Consider the following 16,787-nt stretch of genomic DNA (forward strand, 5'->3'; position numbering starts at 1 on the left):
ACCAATAGCAACTGCCGCTTTTCATAAAAAGATAGGGTCAATACAGGAGGGATGAAAAAATGAAGGCACAGGCAAGTGCGGAACAGCAGACCGCGACGAAGACAGGAGCCGATTTGCTCGTAGAAGCTTTAATCGGTCAAGGTGTCGAAACGTTATTCGGATATCCAGGTGGCGCAGTTTTACCAATCTATGATGCCATCTACCGGGCGGAAGGAAGCTTTGATCATATTCTACCAAGACATGAACAAGGAGCGATTCATGCAGCAGAGGGATATGCCCGGGTATCCGGAAGAGCGGGAGTTGTAATCGGAACGTCCGGCCCAGGAGCGACAAACTTAGTTACTGGGATTGCGGATGCGATGATGGACTCCATTCCACTCGTTATTTTTACCGGTCAGGTAGCGAAAGGTGTCATCGGAACCGATGCATTCCAAGAATCAGACATCATGGGGATTACGACTCCAATTACCAAACATAATTACCAAGTTCAGGAGATTGAGGACCTGCCAAGAATTGTGAATGAAGCTTTTCATATCGCGACGACAGGAAGACCAGGGCCAGTCGTTGTGGATATACCGAAAGACATCAGTTCAACGGTTTATGCAAAGGAAGTAAAGCGTGACTTTCATTTGCCGGGCTATCAGCCGACAGTCAAGCCGAACCCACTTCAGATCAGCAAATTGCACGACGCCCTGGTGGAAGCAAAAAAACCAGTGGTACTTGCAGGGTCTGGTGTTATTCATGCCGGTGCTTCAGAAGAGTTGAAAACCTTTGTTCAAAACTATCAACTGCCTGTTACGACTACGCTACTCGGACTTGGAAGTTACCCGGGTTCCTGTGATTTGTCCCTTGGAATGGCTGGGATGCATGGAACCTATTCCGCAAACACCGCTCTATACGAATGCGATCTGCTGATCAATATTGGCTCACGTTTTGACGACAGACTGACAGGTAATCTAAAGCACTTCGCACCGAACGCGATGGTTGCTCATATTGATATTGACCCTGCTGAGATTGGAAAAAACATTCCGACCCACATTCCTATCGTATCGGATGGTAAAGCAGCGTTGGAAGCTTTAAACGCTAAGACTGTGAAAGGGCTGAACCACAAAGGGTGGATGGATGCAATCAGTCAGAACAAAATCGATTATCCACTCTGGCACGATCAGCCGGATGAACTCATTGTTCCTCAATGGCTCATGCAGAAAGTCTATGAATATACCGGGGGAGAGGCGGTTGTTACGACAGATGTCGGGCAGCACCAAATGTGGGCCGCCCAATATTATCAATTTGACCGGCCGAACCGCTGGGTCACCTCAGGCGGACTTGGAACGATGGGCTATGGGTTCCCGGCAGCTATCGGAGCACAGCTTGCCGACATGGATTCCACTTGCGTAGCTGTTGTCGGAGACGGTGGTTTTCAGATGACGCTTCAAGAACTGTCGGTTCTGCAGGAACGTCGACTGCCTGTCAAAGTGCTCATTGTCAACAATCAGGCGTTAGGGATGGTAAGGCAGTGGCAGGAGAAGTTTTATAGTGAAAGATACTCAGAATCCATCATCGATGTACAGCCGGACTTTGTGAAACTAGCAGAAAGCTATCAAGTCCCAGGCTATAAGATTGAAACCCAGGAAGAACTTTTAGAAGTATTGCCTAAAGTACTGGGGGATGACCAACCGGCAGTCATTGATTGCCGTGTCCTTCAAAAAGAGAATGTCTATCCGATGATTGCACCAGGAAAAGGACTACACGAAATGATTGGGGTGAAACGATGAAGCGAATCGTCACAGCAACCGTCCATAATCGAAGCGGAGTGCTGAACCGAGTAACAGGATTACTTGCCAAAAGGCAATTCAACATTGAAAGCATTTCTGTCGGACGTACGGAGACCGAAGGCGTCTCGAAAATGACGTTCGTCGTGGAAGTGGAGGATGACCGCAAGCTCGAGCAGCTGACTAAACAGCTGAACAAGCAAATCGATGTTCTGAAAGTCTCCGATATCACAGATAAAGCGATTGTCGCCCGTGAGCTCGCGATGGTGAAAGTGATCAGCAACCCACAGATCCGCAGCGAAATCCAGGGCATCATCGAACCGTTCCGTGCATCAATCATTGATGTTAGTAAAGAAAGCGTCACGGTTCAGGTGACAGGTAAATCGGATAAGGTCGATGCGCTCATCGATCTGTTAAGGCCTTATGGCATAAAAGAACTTGCCAGAACAGGCTTAACCGCATTCACCCGCGGTCATCAGCCGCAAGTAGCAGAATTCAAATCTTACTCTCTATTAAAATAATTTCCCGAAAGGATGGATGTAAAAATGGCACACGTATATTATCACAACGATATCAAAGACGAGGTACTAAAAAATAAGAAGGTAGCTGTTGTAGGGTACGGATCTCAAGGTCATGCCCACGCTCAAAACTTGAAGGAAAGCGGACATAACGTTGTTGTTGGTCTTCGTAAAGGTAAGTCCTGGGATAAAGCGGAACAGGACGGACTTGAAGTGAAAAGTGTTGCCGATGCTGTAGCGGAATCTGACGTAGTCATGGTTCTTCTGCCGGATGAATATCAGCCGAGAGTCTATGAAGAGTCCATCAAACCGAACTTGAAGTCCGGCGCTGCTCTGGCCTTTGCTCACGGATTTAATGTCCACTTCAACCAGGTTGTTCCTCCATCAGATGTTGATGTGTTCCTTGTAGCGCCAAAAGGACCAGGACACCTTGTCCGCCGTACGTTTGAAGAAGGCGCAGGTGTACCGGCACTGATTGGTGTCGAGCAAGACGTCACTGGGGAAGCGAAAGAAATTGCCCTTGCTTATGCGAAAGGAATCGGCGGTGGCCGGGCAGGCGTCCTTGAAACATCCTTCCAGGAAGAAACGGAAACGGATCTATTCGGTGAGCAGGCCGTCCTTTGCGGAGGACTTTCAAGTCTTGTGAAAGCTGGTTTTGAAACGCTGACAGAAGCCGGATATCAACCGGAAGTAGCCTACTTCGAATGTATGCACGAACTCAAATTGATCGTTGACCTGATGTACGAAGGCGGACTTGAGGGTATGCGTTATTCCATCTCCGATACAGCCCAGTGGGGTGACTTCGTATCCGGTCCACGCGTCGTTGATGAAAGTACGAAAGCACGCATGAAAGATGTACTGACAGACATCCAGACAGGGAAGTTTGCCAAGGGATGGATCTTGGAGAACCAGGTGAACCGTCCAGAATTCAACGCGATCAATGCGCGCGAAAACAATCATCAAATCGAGAAGGTGGGTAGAGAGCTCCGTGAACTGATGCCGTTCGTCAAGAAGTCCCAATCCAAAGAAAAGGATGTGGTCACACATGGCTCACGTTAATGTTTTCGATACAACCTTGAGAGACGGAGAACAATCCGCTGGTGTCAATTTGGATCGTTTGGAAAAAGTGGAAATTGCCAAACAGCTGGAACGTTTAGGTGTAGATATCATGGAGGCGGGTTTTCCCGCTTCCTCTCAAGCCGATTTTGAAGCGGTCAAAGAGATTGCTGATACCGTCCGTGGTTGCTCGGTAACTGGCTTAGCGAGAGCCAACAAACGTGACATTGACATTGCATGGGAAGCATTAAAAGGCGGAGCGGAGCCAAGGTTGCACGTGTTTATCGCTACCTCCCCGATCCACATGACTCACAAACTGAAGAAGACACCCGATGAGGTGGTGGAAAAAGCAGTGGAAATGGTCGCTTATGCGAAAGAGAAGTTTCCACACGTGCAGTTTTCCGCAGAAGATGCGCTACGATCCGATCAAGATTTTCTCGTCCGAATCATTGAAAAGGTGATAGACGCAGGAGCGAGTGTTATCAACCTGCCGGATACGGTTGGCTTTACCACACCTGACGAAATTGGCCGTCTTTTCCGATACGTAAGAGAGAACGTACCCAACATCGACAAGGCAATCTTGTCGACCCACAATCACGATGATTTGGGAATGGCGGTAAGCAATTCCTTGGCTGCCATTGAAAACGGAGCGAGACAAATCGAAGGGACGATTAACGGAATTGGCGAGCGTGCTGGAAACGCAGCGCTTGAAGAAATTGCTGTCGCATTGAAGATCCGCCAAGATCGTTTTGATTTTGAAACAGGTCTGGTCCTGAAAGAAATCAAACGTACCAGTGATCTTGTCAGCCGCCTGACCGGCATGCAGGTGCCAGGCAACAAAGCCGTCGTGGGACGAAACGCTTTTGCTCACGAATCCGGGATCCATCAGGACGGCATGCTGAAGGAGTCCACGACTTACGAAATTATCACCCCAGCGATGGTTGGCATCGATTCCAATCGAATGGTGTTAGGAAAACACTCCGGGAGGCATGCGTTCAAACAAAAAGCGGAAGAACTCGGATTTGATCTTAACGAAAACAAGCTGAAGGAAGCTTTTGAATCATTCAAGACACTGACAGGTAAGAAGAAAGAAGTGACGGATGATGATCTATTCGCCATTTTGACAGATACTCAGACGGAAAACGAAGATCAGCCTAAATACGAGTTGAAAGCCTTCCAGGTTCAATATGGCAGCATCAATCGTCCGACAGCGACCGTCCTTTTGACACGACCGGATGGTGAAGAAGTCGAGAAAGCCAATACCGGTGAAGGAAGCGTCGAAGCGATTTACAATACGCTGGATGACTTGATTGATGCAGATGTTCATTTGCAGGACTATCAATTGAGTTCCATCGGTAAAGGACGCGACGCTTTAGCAGAAGTCCACGTTCAACTAACGGTTGATGGAGTCAAAGCGTCCGGCCGGGGATCTGCGCAGGATGTTCTGGAAGCATCGGCTCATGCCTTCTTGAACGCTGTGAACCGCACATTATATAGAAGTAAAATGGTGAATTACCAAAAAGTCCAAGTATAACTAAAGGGGGATGCACATGGAAAAACATATCGTACTTTTGCCAGGAGACGGAATCGGTCCAGAAGTGACAAAAGCAGCAAAAAATGTGTTGCAGTCGGTCGCAGATCGATACCAGCACAACTTTACTTTTGAGAATCATGACATCGGGGGAGTGGCTATCGACAATCATGAAACACCTCTCCCGGAGGATACAGTCGAAGCTGCAAGAAAAGCAGATGCCATTTTCCTTGGAGCGGTCGGTGGTCCGAAGTGGGATCAGCTTCCTGGTCATATGAGGCCGGAAAAAGGGCTGCTCGGGATCCGCAAACAACTGGGCTTGTTTGCGAATCTCCGTCCTGTCAAAGCGTTTCAACAGTTGCTCCATGCATCACCCTTGAAGCAGGAAGTTGTCGCGGGAAGCGATCTATTGATCGTCCGTGAGTTGACCGGAGGGTTGTACTTTGGTGAACCAAGGGAACGACGTAACAATGGGAATTCGGTTGTGGATACGCTGGCATACGATCGACAGGAGATTGAAAGAATCGTCGAGCAGGCTTTCCAAAGTGCCAAAATGAGGAGAAAGCACATCACATCTGTCGATAAAGCGAATGTTCTCGAGTCTAGCCGGATGTGGCGGGAAGTTGTGGAAGATAAAAAAGCGCAGTACCCAGATGTAGAGGTTGAACATATGCTTGTGGATGCCGCTGCAATGAAGTTAGTAACGAATCCCGCTTATTTTGATGTCATTGTGACAGAGAATATGTTCGGAGATATCTTGAGTGACGAAGCTTCTGTATTGACGGGATCGCTCGGCTTGCTGCCGTCTGCCAGTTTAAATGAAACAGGCGTCGGACTTTACGAACCGGTGCACGGTTCTGCTCCTGATATCGCTGGAGAGAATAAAGCGAACCCTCTCGCCAGTATTCTTTCTGTAGCCATGATGTTGAAGCATTCTTTCGGAATGGAAGAGGAAGCAGAACAAGTGGAAGCGGCTGTAAAGGAAGTATTGAATGAAGGATACCACACGGCAGATATCGATCTCGTCGGGGGTACCGTCGTCAGTGGAAGTGAATTGGCTCGACGAGTAGTCGATCAAATCAGCACAAGTGATACCACAGAAAATATCATGCGTTGTTACGTATAATCAGGAAGGGAGCGGAACGGAATGAGTCATCCAAAAACGATTGTAGAAAAAATTTGGGATCAGCATGTCGTCCATGAAGAAGAAGGGAAGCCGAATCTCCTCTACATCGACTTGCATCTGATTCATGAGGTGACCTCTCCCCAGGCGTTTGAAGGATTGCGGATGGCCGGAAGGAAAGTGAGAAGACCGGATCGTACGTATGCGACGATGGACCATAACGTACCGACGGTCCATCGGAATGTCATCAAAGATGAAGTTTCCAAGAAACAGATGGAAACCTTGAAAGCGAACTGCGAAGAATTCGGAGTTCGCCTGGCGGACATCAACCACCCGGACCAGGGAATTGTACACGTCATCGGGCCTGAACTTGGGCTTACTCAACCGGGAAAAACGATCGTCTGTGGGGATAGTCATACTTCCACGCATGGCGCGTTTGGTGCACTGGCTTTCGGAATAGGTACGAGTGAGGTGGAGCATGTGCTTGCGACTCAATCCTTATGGCAGGCACCACCGAAAACCTTACAAGTCAATGTGGATGGGGTGCTTGGAACAGGCGTTACTGCGAAGGACTTAATCCTAGCCATTATCGGTAAGTATGGTGTCCGGTTTGGCACAGGTCATGTTATCGAATACACCGGTGAAGCGGTCCGGAATCTTTCAATGGAGGAACGCATGACGGTATGCAACATGTCTATCGAAGCAGGAGCAAGAGCTGGATTGATCAGTCCTGATGCAACGACGATCGATTACATGCGAGGCAAACGCTATGTGCCGGAAGGAGAAGCTTTTGATGAAGCAGCTGAACAATGGCTCGCTTTAGCTTCTGATGAAGGTGCCGAATATGATCAGACGCTTACCATTCATGCAGACGAGATTGAGCCACAGGTGACATGGGGGACGAACCCTTCCCAATGTGTTCCTGTCGGTGGCCGCGTCCCTGATCCTGATTCAGTGGAAGAGGATCGTGATGGTATCGAACGTGCCATCGAATATATGGGGGTTGAGGCGAACCAGAGCATCGAATCGATTCCTGTCGAGCACGTGTTCATCGGTTCATGCACAAACTCCAGATTAAGCGATTTGCGCAAAGCGGCTGAAATTGTGCGTGGTGGCCGCGTTCATGAAGGAGTGAGAGCTCTTGTCGTTCCTGGTTCCAAATCCGTCAAAGATGCAGCAGAAGCAGAAGGTTTGGATACTATTTTCTTGACCGCAGGATTTGAATGGCGCGATGCCGGCTGTAGTATGTGTCTTGCCATGAACGATGACATCGTCCCACCTGGCGAACGCTGTGCTTCCACTTCCAATCGGAACTTCGAGGGACGCCAGGGAAATGGTGCCCGTACTCATCTCGTCAGTCCGGAAATGGCAGCAGCGGCTGCATTGGAAGGTCACTTTGTCGATGTCAGAAAATACGCCAGTACGGTAGGAGGGTGAAGAGATGGAACCGATCAAACAACACCAAGGTCTGGTTTACCCTATGGATCGATCCAATGTAGATACAGACCAGATCATTCCGAAGCAATTTTTGAAAAGGATTGAACGCCAGGGGTTCGGCCAGTTTCTCTTCTACAACTGGCGATTTAATGAGGATGGAACACTACGGGAAGATTTTTCTTTGAATGACCCTAAGTATGACGGGGCTTCTGTTCTTGTCGGCGGTGAAAACTTCGGGTGCGGTTCCTCCAGGGAACACGCACCATGGGCGATTCAGGACTATGGCTTTAAAGTGGTCATCGCCCCGAGTTTCGCCGACATTTTCTACAACAACTGCTTCAAAAACGGAATCCTCCCGATCCAGTTGCCGAAGCCGGTTGTAGATCAGCTGATGGAAAAGGCTACGAAAGAGAAGTATGAAGTGAAGGTCGATTTGGAAAAGCAGATCATTGATGACGGTGACTTGGAAGTGTCCTTTGAAATTCAGTCCTACCACAAAGAAATGCTCTTGAATGGCTGGGATGAAATTGCTGTCACTTTGACGTATGAAGACAAAATCGACCAGTACGAAAAACAAAACAAAGGAGTGAAGACGTTGGGGATTTCTTAACGCTAGCTAAAGTAATGGATGCACAGGAACAATTGCAGGAGGTGGTGCACCGCACCCCGCTGCAAACATCAACAACCTTCAATGAGAAAACCGGGCAGCACGTCTACTTGAAGATGGAGAATCAGCAAAAAACAGGTGCTTTCAAAGTAAGGGGGGCGTCCTATAAGGTTGCCTGTCTAACAGAAGTCGAAGCGTCCCGAGGTGTCATCGCAGCATCTGCTGGGAATCATGCTCAAGGCGTTGCTCTAGCTGCAGCCAAGCGGGGCATCCAGGCGCAGATTTTCATGCCGGAGGGAACACCGAGAGCGAAAGTGGAAGCGACGCAAGGGTATGGAGCGAAAGTCGTCCTTACCGGAGAATCCTTCCAGGAAGCTTACCAGGCGGCTTTGCTTGAGCAGGAAAGAACGGGGGCGACTTTTCTTCATCCGTTCGACGACTATGATGTCATGGCAGGACAAGCGACAGTCGCTGTTGAAATGCTGCAGCAGCAGCCGGATCTAAACCGTCTATTCGTTCCGATCGGGGGAGGCGGGCTGATCGCAGGCATTGCCTTTGCAGCCAAACAGCTGAAGCCGGATATCAAAGTTATCGGCGTCCAATCAGCGAAAGCGCCGTCGATGTATAATGCTTTGTACAAAAAAGGACCTGAAAAACTCACATCTGTCTCTACGATTGCTGACGGAATCGCTGTGAAGGAAAGAGGAAGACTCACCTACACGTGTATCCAAAAGTACGTGGATCAAGTGATTACAGTGGAAGAACATGAAATCGCAAAAGCTATGCTGATGCTGCTCGAACGTGAAAAAACGCTGGTCGAGGGTGCGGGTGCAACAGCGCTTGCCGGCCTTCTTAGTACGTGTGACACGTTTGAACAACAGCAATGCGGAGTTGTCTTGAGTGGAGGAAACATGGATCTATCCCGATTGCCGCTGATCCAGAAGCTAGCCAATCCGAAGAAAGTGGTCATCGCTTAAGATGGCAGCCAGGAAGAGTGTTTGTGCTCTTCCTGGCTTTTTTGTTGTGGCGTAATAGTTAAACAAGGAATAGGGCTGGATCATTAAGGGGATGAGAAAGTTGGTATGAGAGTGTAGGGTTGCCGCCCTCTTATGAGGATTTATCAGTGGCTTTTGTCCATTTATCGGTATCATCAATATAAAGCTGGAAACATATTAGCGACTTTAAAACTTTTATTAGCGGCTTTAGGACATTTATTATCAACTTCTGAGTTTTCATTCCTTCCCATATTAAGGAGATAGAGCGATATAGACTAATAAGGAGATTAGTAGAGACGGGTTGATGTTTTTGAAAAAAATTATGGCAAGAGTAAAAAAGAAAAGGAGAGCCAACACGAGAATTTGGCTCTCCTTTTCTTTTATTTCAACAAATCAAGCAGCGTTTGATTGAATTTTTCTTTTTCATCATAAACCATTCCATGTCCACTGTTCTCAAAAGGAACGAGTGTACTGTTCGGAATCTTATCATTCAGTATTTCGGAAAATGCATAATCACAGATTTCATCATGTTTGCCGTGAAGCAAGAGAGTAGGGACTTGGATTTGACTTACTTCTTTTCGCAAGTCTTCATCTCTTAAAGACTCTGCACATGTGAGAGTAGCGTGTGCCGATGCCTCAAGACCAAGACTGTGGAACCATTCTCCGAAAGGTTTCGAGATATCAGAATGGTAGAAACCTTCGCCGAAGTCTTTCAATGCAGCTGGCCGGTCGTTTTGCAGCGCTTCGATTAAACCGTCCACTTCATCTTTCTTCATGCCGTAGGAATAACCTTCTCTTTGAGTGAAGCTCGGAGCAGCCGGGCCTGCAAGAATCAACTGTGCAAATTCCTTGTTTGCAAATTTAGTAGCGTAGCGTATGGCAATCGGACCGCCCATAGAAAAGCCGGTTAAATAGAAGTTTTCCAGTTGCAGGTATTCTACAACGGTCTTTACATCGTGGGCAAGTGTATCGTAATCATAACCAAAAGCAGGCTTATCTGATTTACCAAAGCCCCTAAGGTCGATGCCGATGAAGCGGTAGCCTTTTTGAGGTAGTTCGTTCATCTGATATTCGAACATTTGATGGTTGAGTGGCCAGCCGTGGAGGAATACGATTGGCTGGCCTTCTCCGATATCTTCTACGAATACGTCGATATGTCGGTCATGATCTACTTCGATATAGAGTGACATTTGTATAAAAACTCCTTTTTTTATGTTACGAAGAATATTCCCCGTTTCCTCCATTTAAAACAGCACCATGGGAGGTCATCAAAAATTTAGATAAGTACCATCAAAATTCATCGATATCTGCTTTTATTATGGAATGATACAATAGATAAGCTATAAAAATAGATGAGGTGAAACGATGAATAATTTTTTACAATATAATCCTACCAAACTTTACTTTGGCGAGGGGCAACTCAATCAAATTTCTAATGAGATAGGTCAAAGAGCAAAGGTTCTTGTTGTTTATGGTGGTGGCAGTATTAAGCGGAATGGTGTGTACGATGATGTGATGAAACAGATGGAGAAGCTTGAGGCTGTTGTTTATGAACTATCGGGCGTTGAGCCGAACCCACGACTGACAACAGTGCGAAAAGGTGTTGATATCTGTAAAAACGAAGGCATCGACTTTTTGCTTGCTGTTGGTGGTGGAAGCGTCATCGATTGTACAAAAGCTATTGCTGCAGGGGCAGCAAGTGACGTGGATGCATGGAAGTTAATCACACAGGAGGCTCCTATTGAAAAAGCCCTGCCGATTGGTACTGTTTTGACCCTTGCAGCTACAGGGTCTGAAATGAATGCTGTTTCTGTCATTACGAACTGGGAAACGAAAAACAAACTCGGGTGGGGGTCACCTCATGTGTACCCGACATTTTCAATCCTTGATCCGACATACACCTTCTCTGTACCTGAAAACCAGACCGTTTACGGAATTGTCGACAGCATGTCCCATGCTTTGGAGCACTACTTCCATCGGACTGCAAACACACCAATGATTGATGGTTTCATTGAGTCTCTTTTGCGAACGGCGATTCAAACCGGACCGAAGTTGATCGCTGACCTTCATTCCTATGAACACCGTGAAACGATGATGTACTTAAGTACAACTGCATTTAATGGAACTTTGATGAATGGCACAGATGGTGGGGATTGGGCTACACATCGTATCGAACACGCTGTATCCGCCATTTATGATATTCCTCATGGCGGAGGGCTTGCCATTCTGTTCCCGAACTGGCTTGAGCATGTATTGGAAGATGATCCAAGCCGAGTGAAACAGCTGGCAACCAATGTTTTCGACATTGATCCTGAAGGCAAGACAGATGTAGAGGTTGCGCGAGAAGGGGCGAAGGCACTACGCCACTTTTGGAATTCCCTTGGAGCACCTAGCTCTCTTCAGGACTATGACATCAATGATGAAGCTTTTGATGATATTGTTGAAAAAACATTTATCAAACCAGGGGTCGGGACGTACAAAGAAATGAACCGTGAAACAGTTGTAGATATTCTGCAACGCTCACTTTAATCATAAATGGAGGGGCTCAGATAGAGCCCCTCCATTTTTTTATTGATGGAAGAATCATTTCAGGATTTCTGTGTGGACCGAGCGGGGCTTCATAGATCACAAACACCACGATACGGAGGATGATTTTCACACCCTTGAAGAAACAACTGTTGGAAAATTTTCAGGAAATAGCCAAGTAGTTTACAGAGGGATTACAATTTATTTAAAAATCCGTGTGTTTTCTTCAAATTGCGACAATTATGTTTATACTGATACATGGTTAAAATCAGAGCGGATTTAAGGAAATCAATAACTGTGTATGGGGAGTCATCATTATAATGAAGAAACTTATAGTAATCATTGCAGCATTATATACCACATTTAGTATAAATCCAAACATAACGATGGCGGAGTCTAAACCGGATCGTCCATCCATTAATAGTGAAGCGGCCATGGTTCTTGAAGCGAATACTGGAAAAGTTTTATATGAAAAGAATGCAGAGGCGAGCATGTACCCGGCCAGTTTAACAAAGATTGCCACAGCCATTTATGCCATTGAAAATGGGGACCTCAACGATACAGTGACGGTTAGTGAAAAGGCTTATGAAACAGGAGGTTCCAGTGTTTTTCTTGAAGAGGGCGACCAGGCAACATTGAAGGAGCTTATCCAGGGGCTGCTTTTAAACTCTGGAAATGATGCTGGTGTTGCGATTGCCGAGCATTTGAGCGGGAGTGTCGAACAGTTCTCTATAGACTTGAATGCTTATCTTGAAGAAAAAGCCGGTGTGGAGCAGACGGATTTCAAGAACCCACACGGTTTGTTCAACGCAGAACATAGGACGACAGCGGAAGATCTGGCTGAAATCACAAAATATGCCCAAAAAAATGAGACATTCAATGAGATTTATGGGTTAGAGACTTTGGATTGGGATGGAGAGAAGTGGGATGCCACGCTATACACGCATCACCGTTTAATGAGGGAAGATCCATATGAGGGTGTGACTGGTGGGAAGACAGGATATGTTCCTCAATCTGGTTTCACGTTGGCTACGAGTGCGAGCAGGGATCATATGGATTTGATTGTGATCACTATGAAAAGCCGCACGAAGGATTTGTCCTATGAAGATACGAAGAAACTGCTGGACTATGGATTTGAACACTATCAAACGTCTACTTTAAAACCTGAGGAAAAATTTCCGGGTGTAAAAGAAGACTATCAACTGCCTGAGGAGATTTCTTACACCCATCAAAAAGGAAAGACTGTTCAGGCGGAAATAGATGAGTCAGGAATGCTCTCCGTTACCGATTCAGATGGTGATGAGATCTATTCATCTCAGATGGAAAAGGTAAAGGAAAAACCCACACCTCCTGCGGAGAAACAAGAGCTCGAAACACCGGGATGGCAGGATTATTGGACTTTATTCATTTTTCCGCGTCACTTTTGGGTGACTGAAATTTATGAAGAACTTCATGGATCATGATAAACCTCCACATTTAGGAGGTTTATTTTTTTTGACAAGGGATATATATTAGAGCGGGAAAAGCTTTGAATTCAAAGTTTTATCTATATTGGCGCATGTAATCCAAAGTCTTATCATTTGAGGGTGGTTAGTATGGAAGAAAAAAAGAATCGAACGATGCTCATGTTTGGAGCTGTTGGCTTATTGTTGATGGTGGTCATTCATCTGACTCACAGAAATTTGCAACTGAACTGGAGTATGGATGATTTTAAGGCTTATACTCCTTTTTTATATACATACCTGGCTGTGCCATTTCTTTTATATTGCATGACATTCTTCATCTATCTGAAAAAACGGAACCACGCAGCAATCCCGTGGTTCATGAGCCTCTTATTCACGTTCATTAGCATAGGGATGATTACGAATGGTGAAGGCATGGTTGTCTATCATTTTTCTATCTTTCTTGTGGTTGCATTGATTGCTTTTTATGATCGGACAGAAATTATAGCGATGATGACGCTCCTTTTTGCACTCTTTCATTTTGTGACCATGTTTTGGGGGATGGATTTCTTTTATGGAACTGAAAATTATTCATGGTTCATGTTCTCTCTTCATGCGGTTTATTTAATTTTAACGAGTGCCGGAACCTCCTATCAAATTCTCCAGAAGAACACACATGTAAAAGAGTTAACCGAACTTTCTCAGAAAAAACAAGCAGAAGCTGATCAGCTTCTTCATCAATTGCAGTCGGTCGGGAAGTCGTTGAAAAATGCAACAGATGTTATGAATCGAACTTCACACCAATCCTCACGATCGTTTAATGAGATGGAAGATTTGTTGCAAAGACGGAGTCAGAACGCTGAGGAACAAGTCGATGAGGCAGAGAACCGCGCTCTGAATTTATCGGATATACAAGCCGCTGTGGAACAGATTACAAGAAGTATTGAGGTTGTATCCGGTCAGGCGAAAAAGACGTCAGCAGCAACCCAGGAGGGAAAGGCCTCTCTTGCAGAAATTTCGACGCACCTTCATTCTACAGAGAACAGCTTCACGGAAACGAGTGATAACATCCAAGCCTTACAAACCTACTCGAATCACATCAGTGAACTGACAAAGGAAATCGCCTCGATCACGGACCATACTAAATTGCTGGCCTTGAATGCTTCTATTGAAGCAGCCAGGGCGGGTGAACATGGAAAAGGCTTCAGCGTTGTTGCACAAGAAGTACAGAAGCTTGCGGAACAGTCTGGTCATGCAACGGAACGCATCTTCTCGATTGTTGATGCGATTGGTGAGCATGTAACGAAAGCGAGTATTCATGCGAGTGATGGAAGAAGAAAAATGGAAACGAGCCTTGCCCATGTGATGAATATGGAAGGAAATTTCAAGGGGATCCTTGGGCAGTCAGAAGAGGTTGAAAAGCAGACAGATGAAATTAGTGCATCCAGTCAACAGCTTTTGTCAACGGTCGATCTATTCTCCCATTCTTTTGAAAGTTTGCTGCAGTTTACAAAAGAAGGGAAAGGTCAAAATCAAAACATTTTGCGTCTCTCCAAACAGCAGCTGGAGCGTGTTGACAAAATGGCCTCAGAAACAAGGAAAATGAAAAAGATGGTTCAGGACGTCCAGCATATTACAAAAGTTATGGGTGGAAAGCAAGATGGTGGAAAACCGAATTTGAAAGTTGTCAGCTGATGAGTGAAAGGAGGTTCCGTTGCAGGGGCCTCTTTTTTTCTTTTGTTTTTTAACAGGAGATAAAGGGCAGATGGTGGAACTAGTATAGAACATGGGGAAAGGGGTGGGAGAAATGGCTTATGAACAAAAGACAAAGCAGAATGAGCGAAGTGTGATGTCATTCATTGAAGAAGTGGATCATTCAAAAAAGCGGGAAGATGCCTACCGGTTATTGGATGTTTTCACTGAAACGACGGGGTATGAAGCCAAAATGTGGGGATCTTCCATCATTGGCTTCGGTTCTTATCATTATAAATATAAAACGGGACATGAAGGAGATGCCCCTCTGGTAGGCTTTTCTCCTAGGAAAGCGAAAATCAGTCTTTATTTTGCAACAGGTGATCCAGAACGTGAAGAGCTTCTTGAAAAGTTCGGAAAACACAAGAGTGGTAAAGCGTGTGTGTACATTAACAAGGTGGATGACATTGATGAAGAGGTTTTAAAGAAACTGATCATTCAATCTGTGACCTTCTTGCAGCGAATGTATCCGGAGGAATAATTAATGTATCAATACTTCCATGGATTAACGATTCGAGAAGGCACAAGTGGATTGCCTGCCAAACGTGTGAAAAAGCTGTTTGAAGAGGTCGGCTGGTCACAGGGAGGTCCTTCGTGGCAGGAAGAAAAATTTTCTCTCATCTTTGAGAACTCGACATGGGCGTTTACGGTTTGGGATCAGGAAGAAATGGTAGGAATGGTTCGAGTCGTTTCTGATAAGGTCATGATGGCGACAATAATGGACTTGATTGTTTCGAAACCATACCGTGGAAAAGGACTAGCTCATAAACTCATTTCTCTATGTATGGAAAAACTGCCGCATGGGGATTGGTTTGCACATACGTCGAAAGAGAATTTCTCCTTCTATGAGTCTTGTGGTTTTCAGGTAGGAGAGAACTGTTCCTTTTACGGCTATCGTAAAGCGAGAGAAGAAGGACATCGTCTATGATCAAGGCCGTCATTTTCGACTTGGACCGGACGCTTTTGGATCGCGATGCTTCTGTTGAACAATTTATTACTCATCAATACCTCCGTTATAAGAAGTCTCTCAAGTTTGTACCCAGAAAAACTTTCGTCTCAAGATTCATAGCATTGGATGAACAAGGGTACAAGGGTAAGGATTACGTTTATCAACAACTTGCACAAGAATTCGAGTTCGACAAGGAAACAGTAGAAGAACTCTATCAGGATTATCACGCGTCTTTCAATCAACATTGTATTGCTTTTCAAGGACTGCAGGAAGTATTGCTGGAGTTAATCGCAAACCACTTTCGCCTGGGGCTCATTACAAATGGAAAAGGGCGCTTCCAAATGGACAACATCAAGGCTTTGGGCATACAATCTTTTTTCGAAACCATCCTCATCTCAGAACTGGAAGGTGTGAAAAAGCCAGATCCCATGATATTTGAACGAGCGATGGAACGGATGAAGATGCCACCTGAAGCGTGTGTATATGTGGGTGATCATTTGGAAAACGATGTCCAGGCCGCAGAAAAAGTGGGGATGACAGCCGTTTGGAAAAAGGATAGGAAAGAGGAAGAATCATGGGGCTTCCATTCCATTCCTCATTTGACTGAACTCCCAGCACTTTTACAAAAAATGAATACTAAGGAGGAACGCTCGTGCTTTTTGAAGTAACCAACCAAATTCGTGTCCCTGATCTTTTAGAAGGACAGCAATGGTATGAGAAACTGCTAGGAAAAAAGCCTGATTTCATCCCTCATGAAGGTTTCGTTGAATGGGAGGTCATCCCTGGATTCTGGCTGCAATTGGCGGAGGGCACACCCTCAAAGAATAGTGGGCCTTTTCGAATAGGTGTTACAGATCTTGAGGCGACAAGAGACCTTTTGGTTCAGGAATTGAACATTCCCCGTTTTGAGGTCCATTCACGTGAAGAGGTACCTGTTAAATGGGGGACTTTTGAAGATCCTTGGGGTAACGGAGTAGGTTTTTATGAGTATCATGACAAGAAAGAAGAGGAAGAGCGATTGAATCTTCTTTACAAATAAGCAAAAAAGGGGGCTGCCATTACGGGGCTCCTTTTTGAAG

At 45.8% G+C, this 16,787-nt stretch carries 16 protein-coding genes; 15 read left to right on the forward strand and 1 reads right to left on the reverse strand.

Annotated features, from left to right (window positions below; genetic code table 11):
- The first annotated feature begins 59 nt into the window (after window positions 1-59).
- The 8 genes from ilvB to ilvA are packed head-to-tail and all read left to right on the forward strand — an operon-like array spanning window position 60 to window position 9,021.
- Window positions 60-1,775, forward strand: a complete 1,716-nt coding sequence (ilvB, locus tag J0K78_RS06760; protein WP_206945980.1) for a biosynthetic-type acetolactate synthase large subunit — start codon at window positions 60-62, stop codon at window positions 1,773-1,775.
- Complete coding sequence (ilvN, locus tag J0K78_RS06765; protein WP_089654003.1) at window positions 1,772-2,293, forward strand: acetolactate synthase small subunit; 522 nt, start codon at window positions 1,772-1,774, stop codon at window positions 2,291-2,293. The genes ilvB and ilvN overlap by 4 nt, the downstream gene beginning before the upstream one ends.
- Window positions 2,294-2,317: 24 nt before the next feature.
- The gene (gene ilvC, locus J0K78_RS06770) at window positions 2,318-3,349 is read left to right on the forward strand and encodes a ketol-acid reductoisomerase (protein WP_160912133.1); all 1,032 of its coding nucleotides are present in this window, start codon (window positions 2,318-2,320) and stop codon (window positions 3,347-3,349) included.
- Entirely contained in the window at window positions 3,336-4,880 is a 1,545-nt protein-coding gene (locus J0K78_RS06775) for a 2-isopropylmalate synthase (RefSeq protein ID WP_160912135.1), read from the forward strand. Before ilvC ends, J0K78_RS06775 begins: the two co-directional genes overlap by 14 nt.
- 16 nt (window positions 4,881-4,896) lie before the next feature.
- Window positions 4,897-6,003 carry a 3-isopropylmalate dehydrogenase gene (gene leuB / locus J0K78_RS06780; RefSeq protein WP_206945981.1) on the forward strand — a complete coding sequence of 369 codons (1,107 nt, stop codon included), beginning with the start codon at window positions 4,897-4,899 and terminating at the stop codon, window positions 6,001-6,003.
- Window positions 6,004-6,024: 21 nt separating this feature from the next.
- Window positions 6,025-7,437 carry a 3-isopropylmalate dehydratase large subunit gene (gene leuC, locus J0K78_RS06785; protein WP_206945982.1) on the forward strand — a complete coding sequence of 471 codons (1,413 nt, stop codon included), beginning with the start codon at window positions 6,025-6,027 and terminating at the stop codon, window positions 7,435-7,437.
- A 4-nt stretch (window positions 7,438-7,441) separates the two neighbouring features.
- Complete coding sequence (gene leuD, locus J0K78_RS06790; protein ID WP_206945983.1) at window positions 7,442-8,047, forward strand: 3-isopropylmalate dehydratase small subunit; 606 nt, start codon at window positions 7,442-7,444, stop codon at window positions 8,045-8,047.
- A gap of 44 nt (window positions 8,048-8,091) precedes the next feature.
- Window positions 8,092-9,021 carry a threonine ammonia-lyase gene (ilvA, locus tag J0K78_RS06795; protein WP_370551086.1) on the forward strand — a complete coding sequence of 310 codons (930 nt, stop codon included), beginning with the start codon at window positions 8,092-8,094 and terminating at the stop codon, window positions 9,019-9,021.
- A gap of 398 nt (window positions 9,022-9,419) precedes the next feature.
- On the opposite strand, the gene J0K78_RS06800 is transcribed toward ilvA, so the two are convergent.
- Window positions 9,420-10,229: an alpha/beta fold hydrolase gene (locus J0K78_RS06800; RefSeq protein ID WP_206945984.1), complete on the reverse strand. Its 810-nt coding sequence runs from the start codon at window positions 10,227-10,229 to the stop codon at window positions 9,420-9,422.
- A gap of 175 nt (window positions 10,230-10,404) precedes the next feature.
- On the opposite strand from J0K78_RS06800, the gene J0K78_RS06805 reads away from it, so the two are divergent.
- From J0K78_RS06805 to J0K78_RS06835, 7 genes are all read left to right on the forward strand, one after another.
- Window positions 10,405-11,568, forward strand: a complete 1,164-nt coding sequence (locus J0K78_RS06805) for an iron-containing alcohol dehydrogenase (protein ID WP_206945985.1) — start codon at window positions 10,405-10,407, stop codon at window positions 11,566-11,568.
- 317 nt (window positions 11,569-11,885) lie between these two features.
- On the forward strand, window positions 11,886-13,028 hold the full coding sequence (locus J0K78_RS06810) for a D-alanyl-D-alanine carboxypeptidase family protein (RefSeq protein WP_206945986.1): 1,143 nt from the start codon (window positions 11,886-11,888) through the stop codon (window positions 13,026-13,028).
- 132 nt (window positions 13,029-13,160) lie between these two features.
- The gene (locus J0K78_RS06815; protein WP_206945987.1) at window positions 13,161-14,702 is read left to right on the forward strand and encodes a methyl-accepting chemotaxis protein; all 1,542 of its coding nucleotides are present in this window, start codon (window positions 13,161-13,163) and stop codon (window positions 14,700-14,702) included.
- 112 nt (window positions 14,703-14,814) lie between these two features.
- Entirely contained in the window at window positions 14,815-15,240 is a 426-nt protein-coding gene (locus J0K78_RS06820; RefSeq protein WP_206945988.1) for a DUF1801 domain-containing protein, read from the forward strand.
- A gap of 3 nt (window positions 15,241-15,243) precedes the next feature.
- Window positions 15,244-15,687: a GNAT family N-acetyltransferase gene (locus tag J0K78_RS06825; RefSeq protein WP_206945989.1), complete on the forward strand. Its 444-nt coding sequence runs from the start codon at window positions 15,244-15,246 to the stop codon at window positions 15,685-15,687.
- Window positions 15,684-16,376, forward strand: a complete 693-nt coding sequence (locus J0K78_RS06830; RefSeq protein WP_206945990.1) for an HAD family hydrolase — start codon at window positions 15,684-15,686, stop codon at window positions 16,374-16,376. The genes J0K78_RS06825 and J0K78_RS06830 overlap by 4 nt, the downstream gene beginning before the upstream one ends.
- On the forward strand, window positions 16,361-16,747 hold the full coding sequence (locus J0K78_RS06835) for a VOC family protein (RefSeq protein WP_206945991.1): 387 nt from the start codon (window positions 16,361-16,363) through the stop codon (window positions 16,745-16,747). Before J0K78_RS06830 ends, J0K78_RS06835 begins: the two co-directional genes overlap by 16 nt.
- The last annotated feature ends 40 nt before the right edge of the window (window positions 16,748-16,787 follow it).

Source organism: Halobacillus sp. GSS1, assembly GCF_017307035.1.
Lineage (GTDB): Bacteria > Bacillota > Bacilli > Bacillales > Halobacillaceae > Halobacillus > Halobacillus litoralis.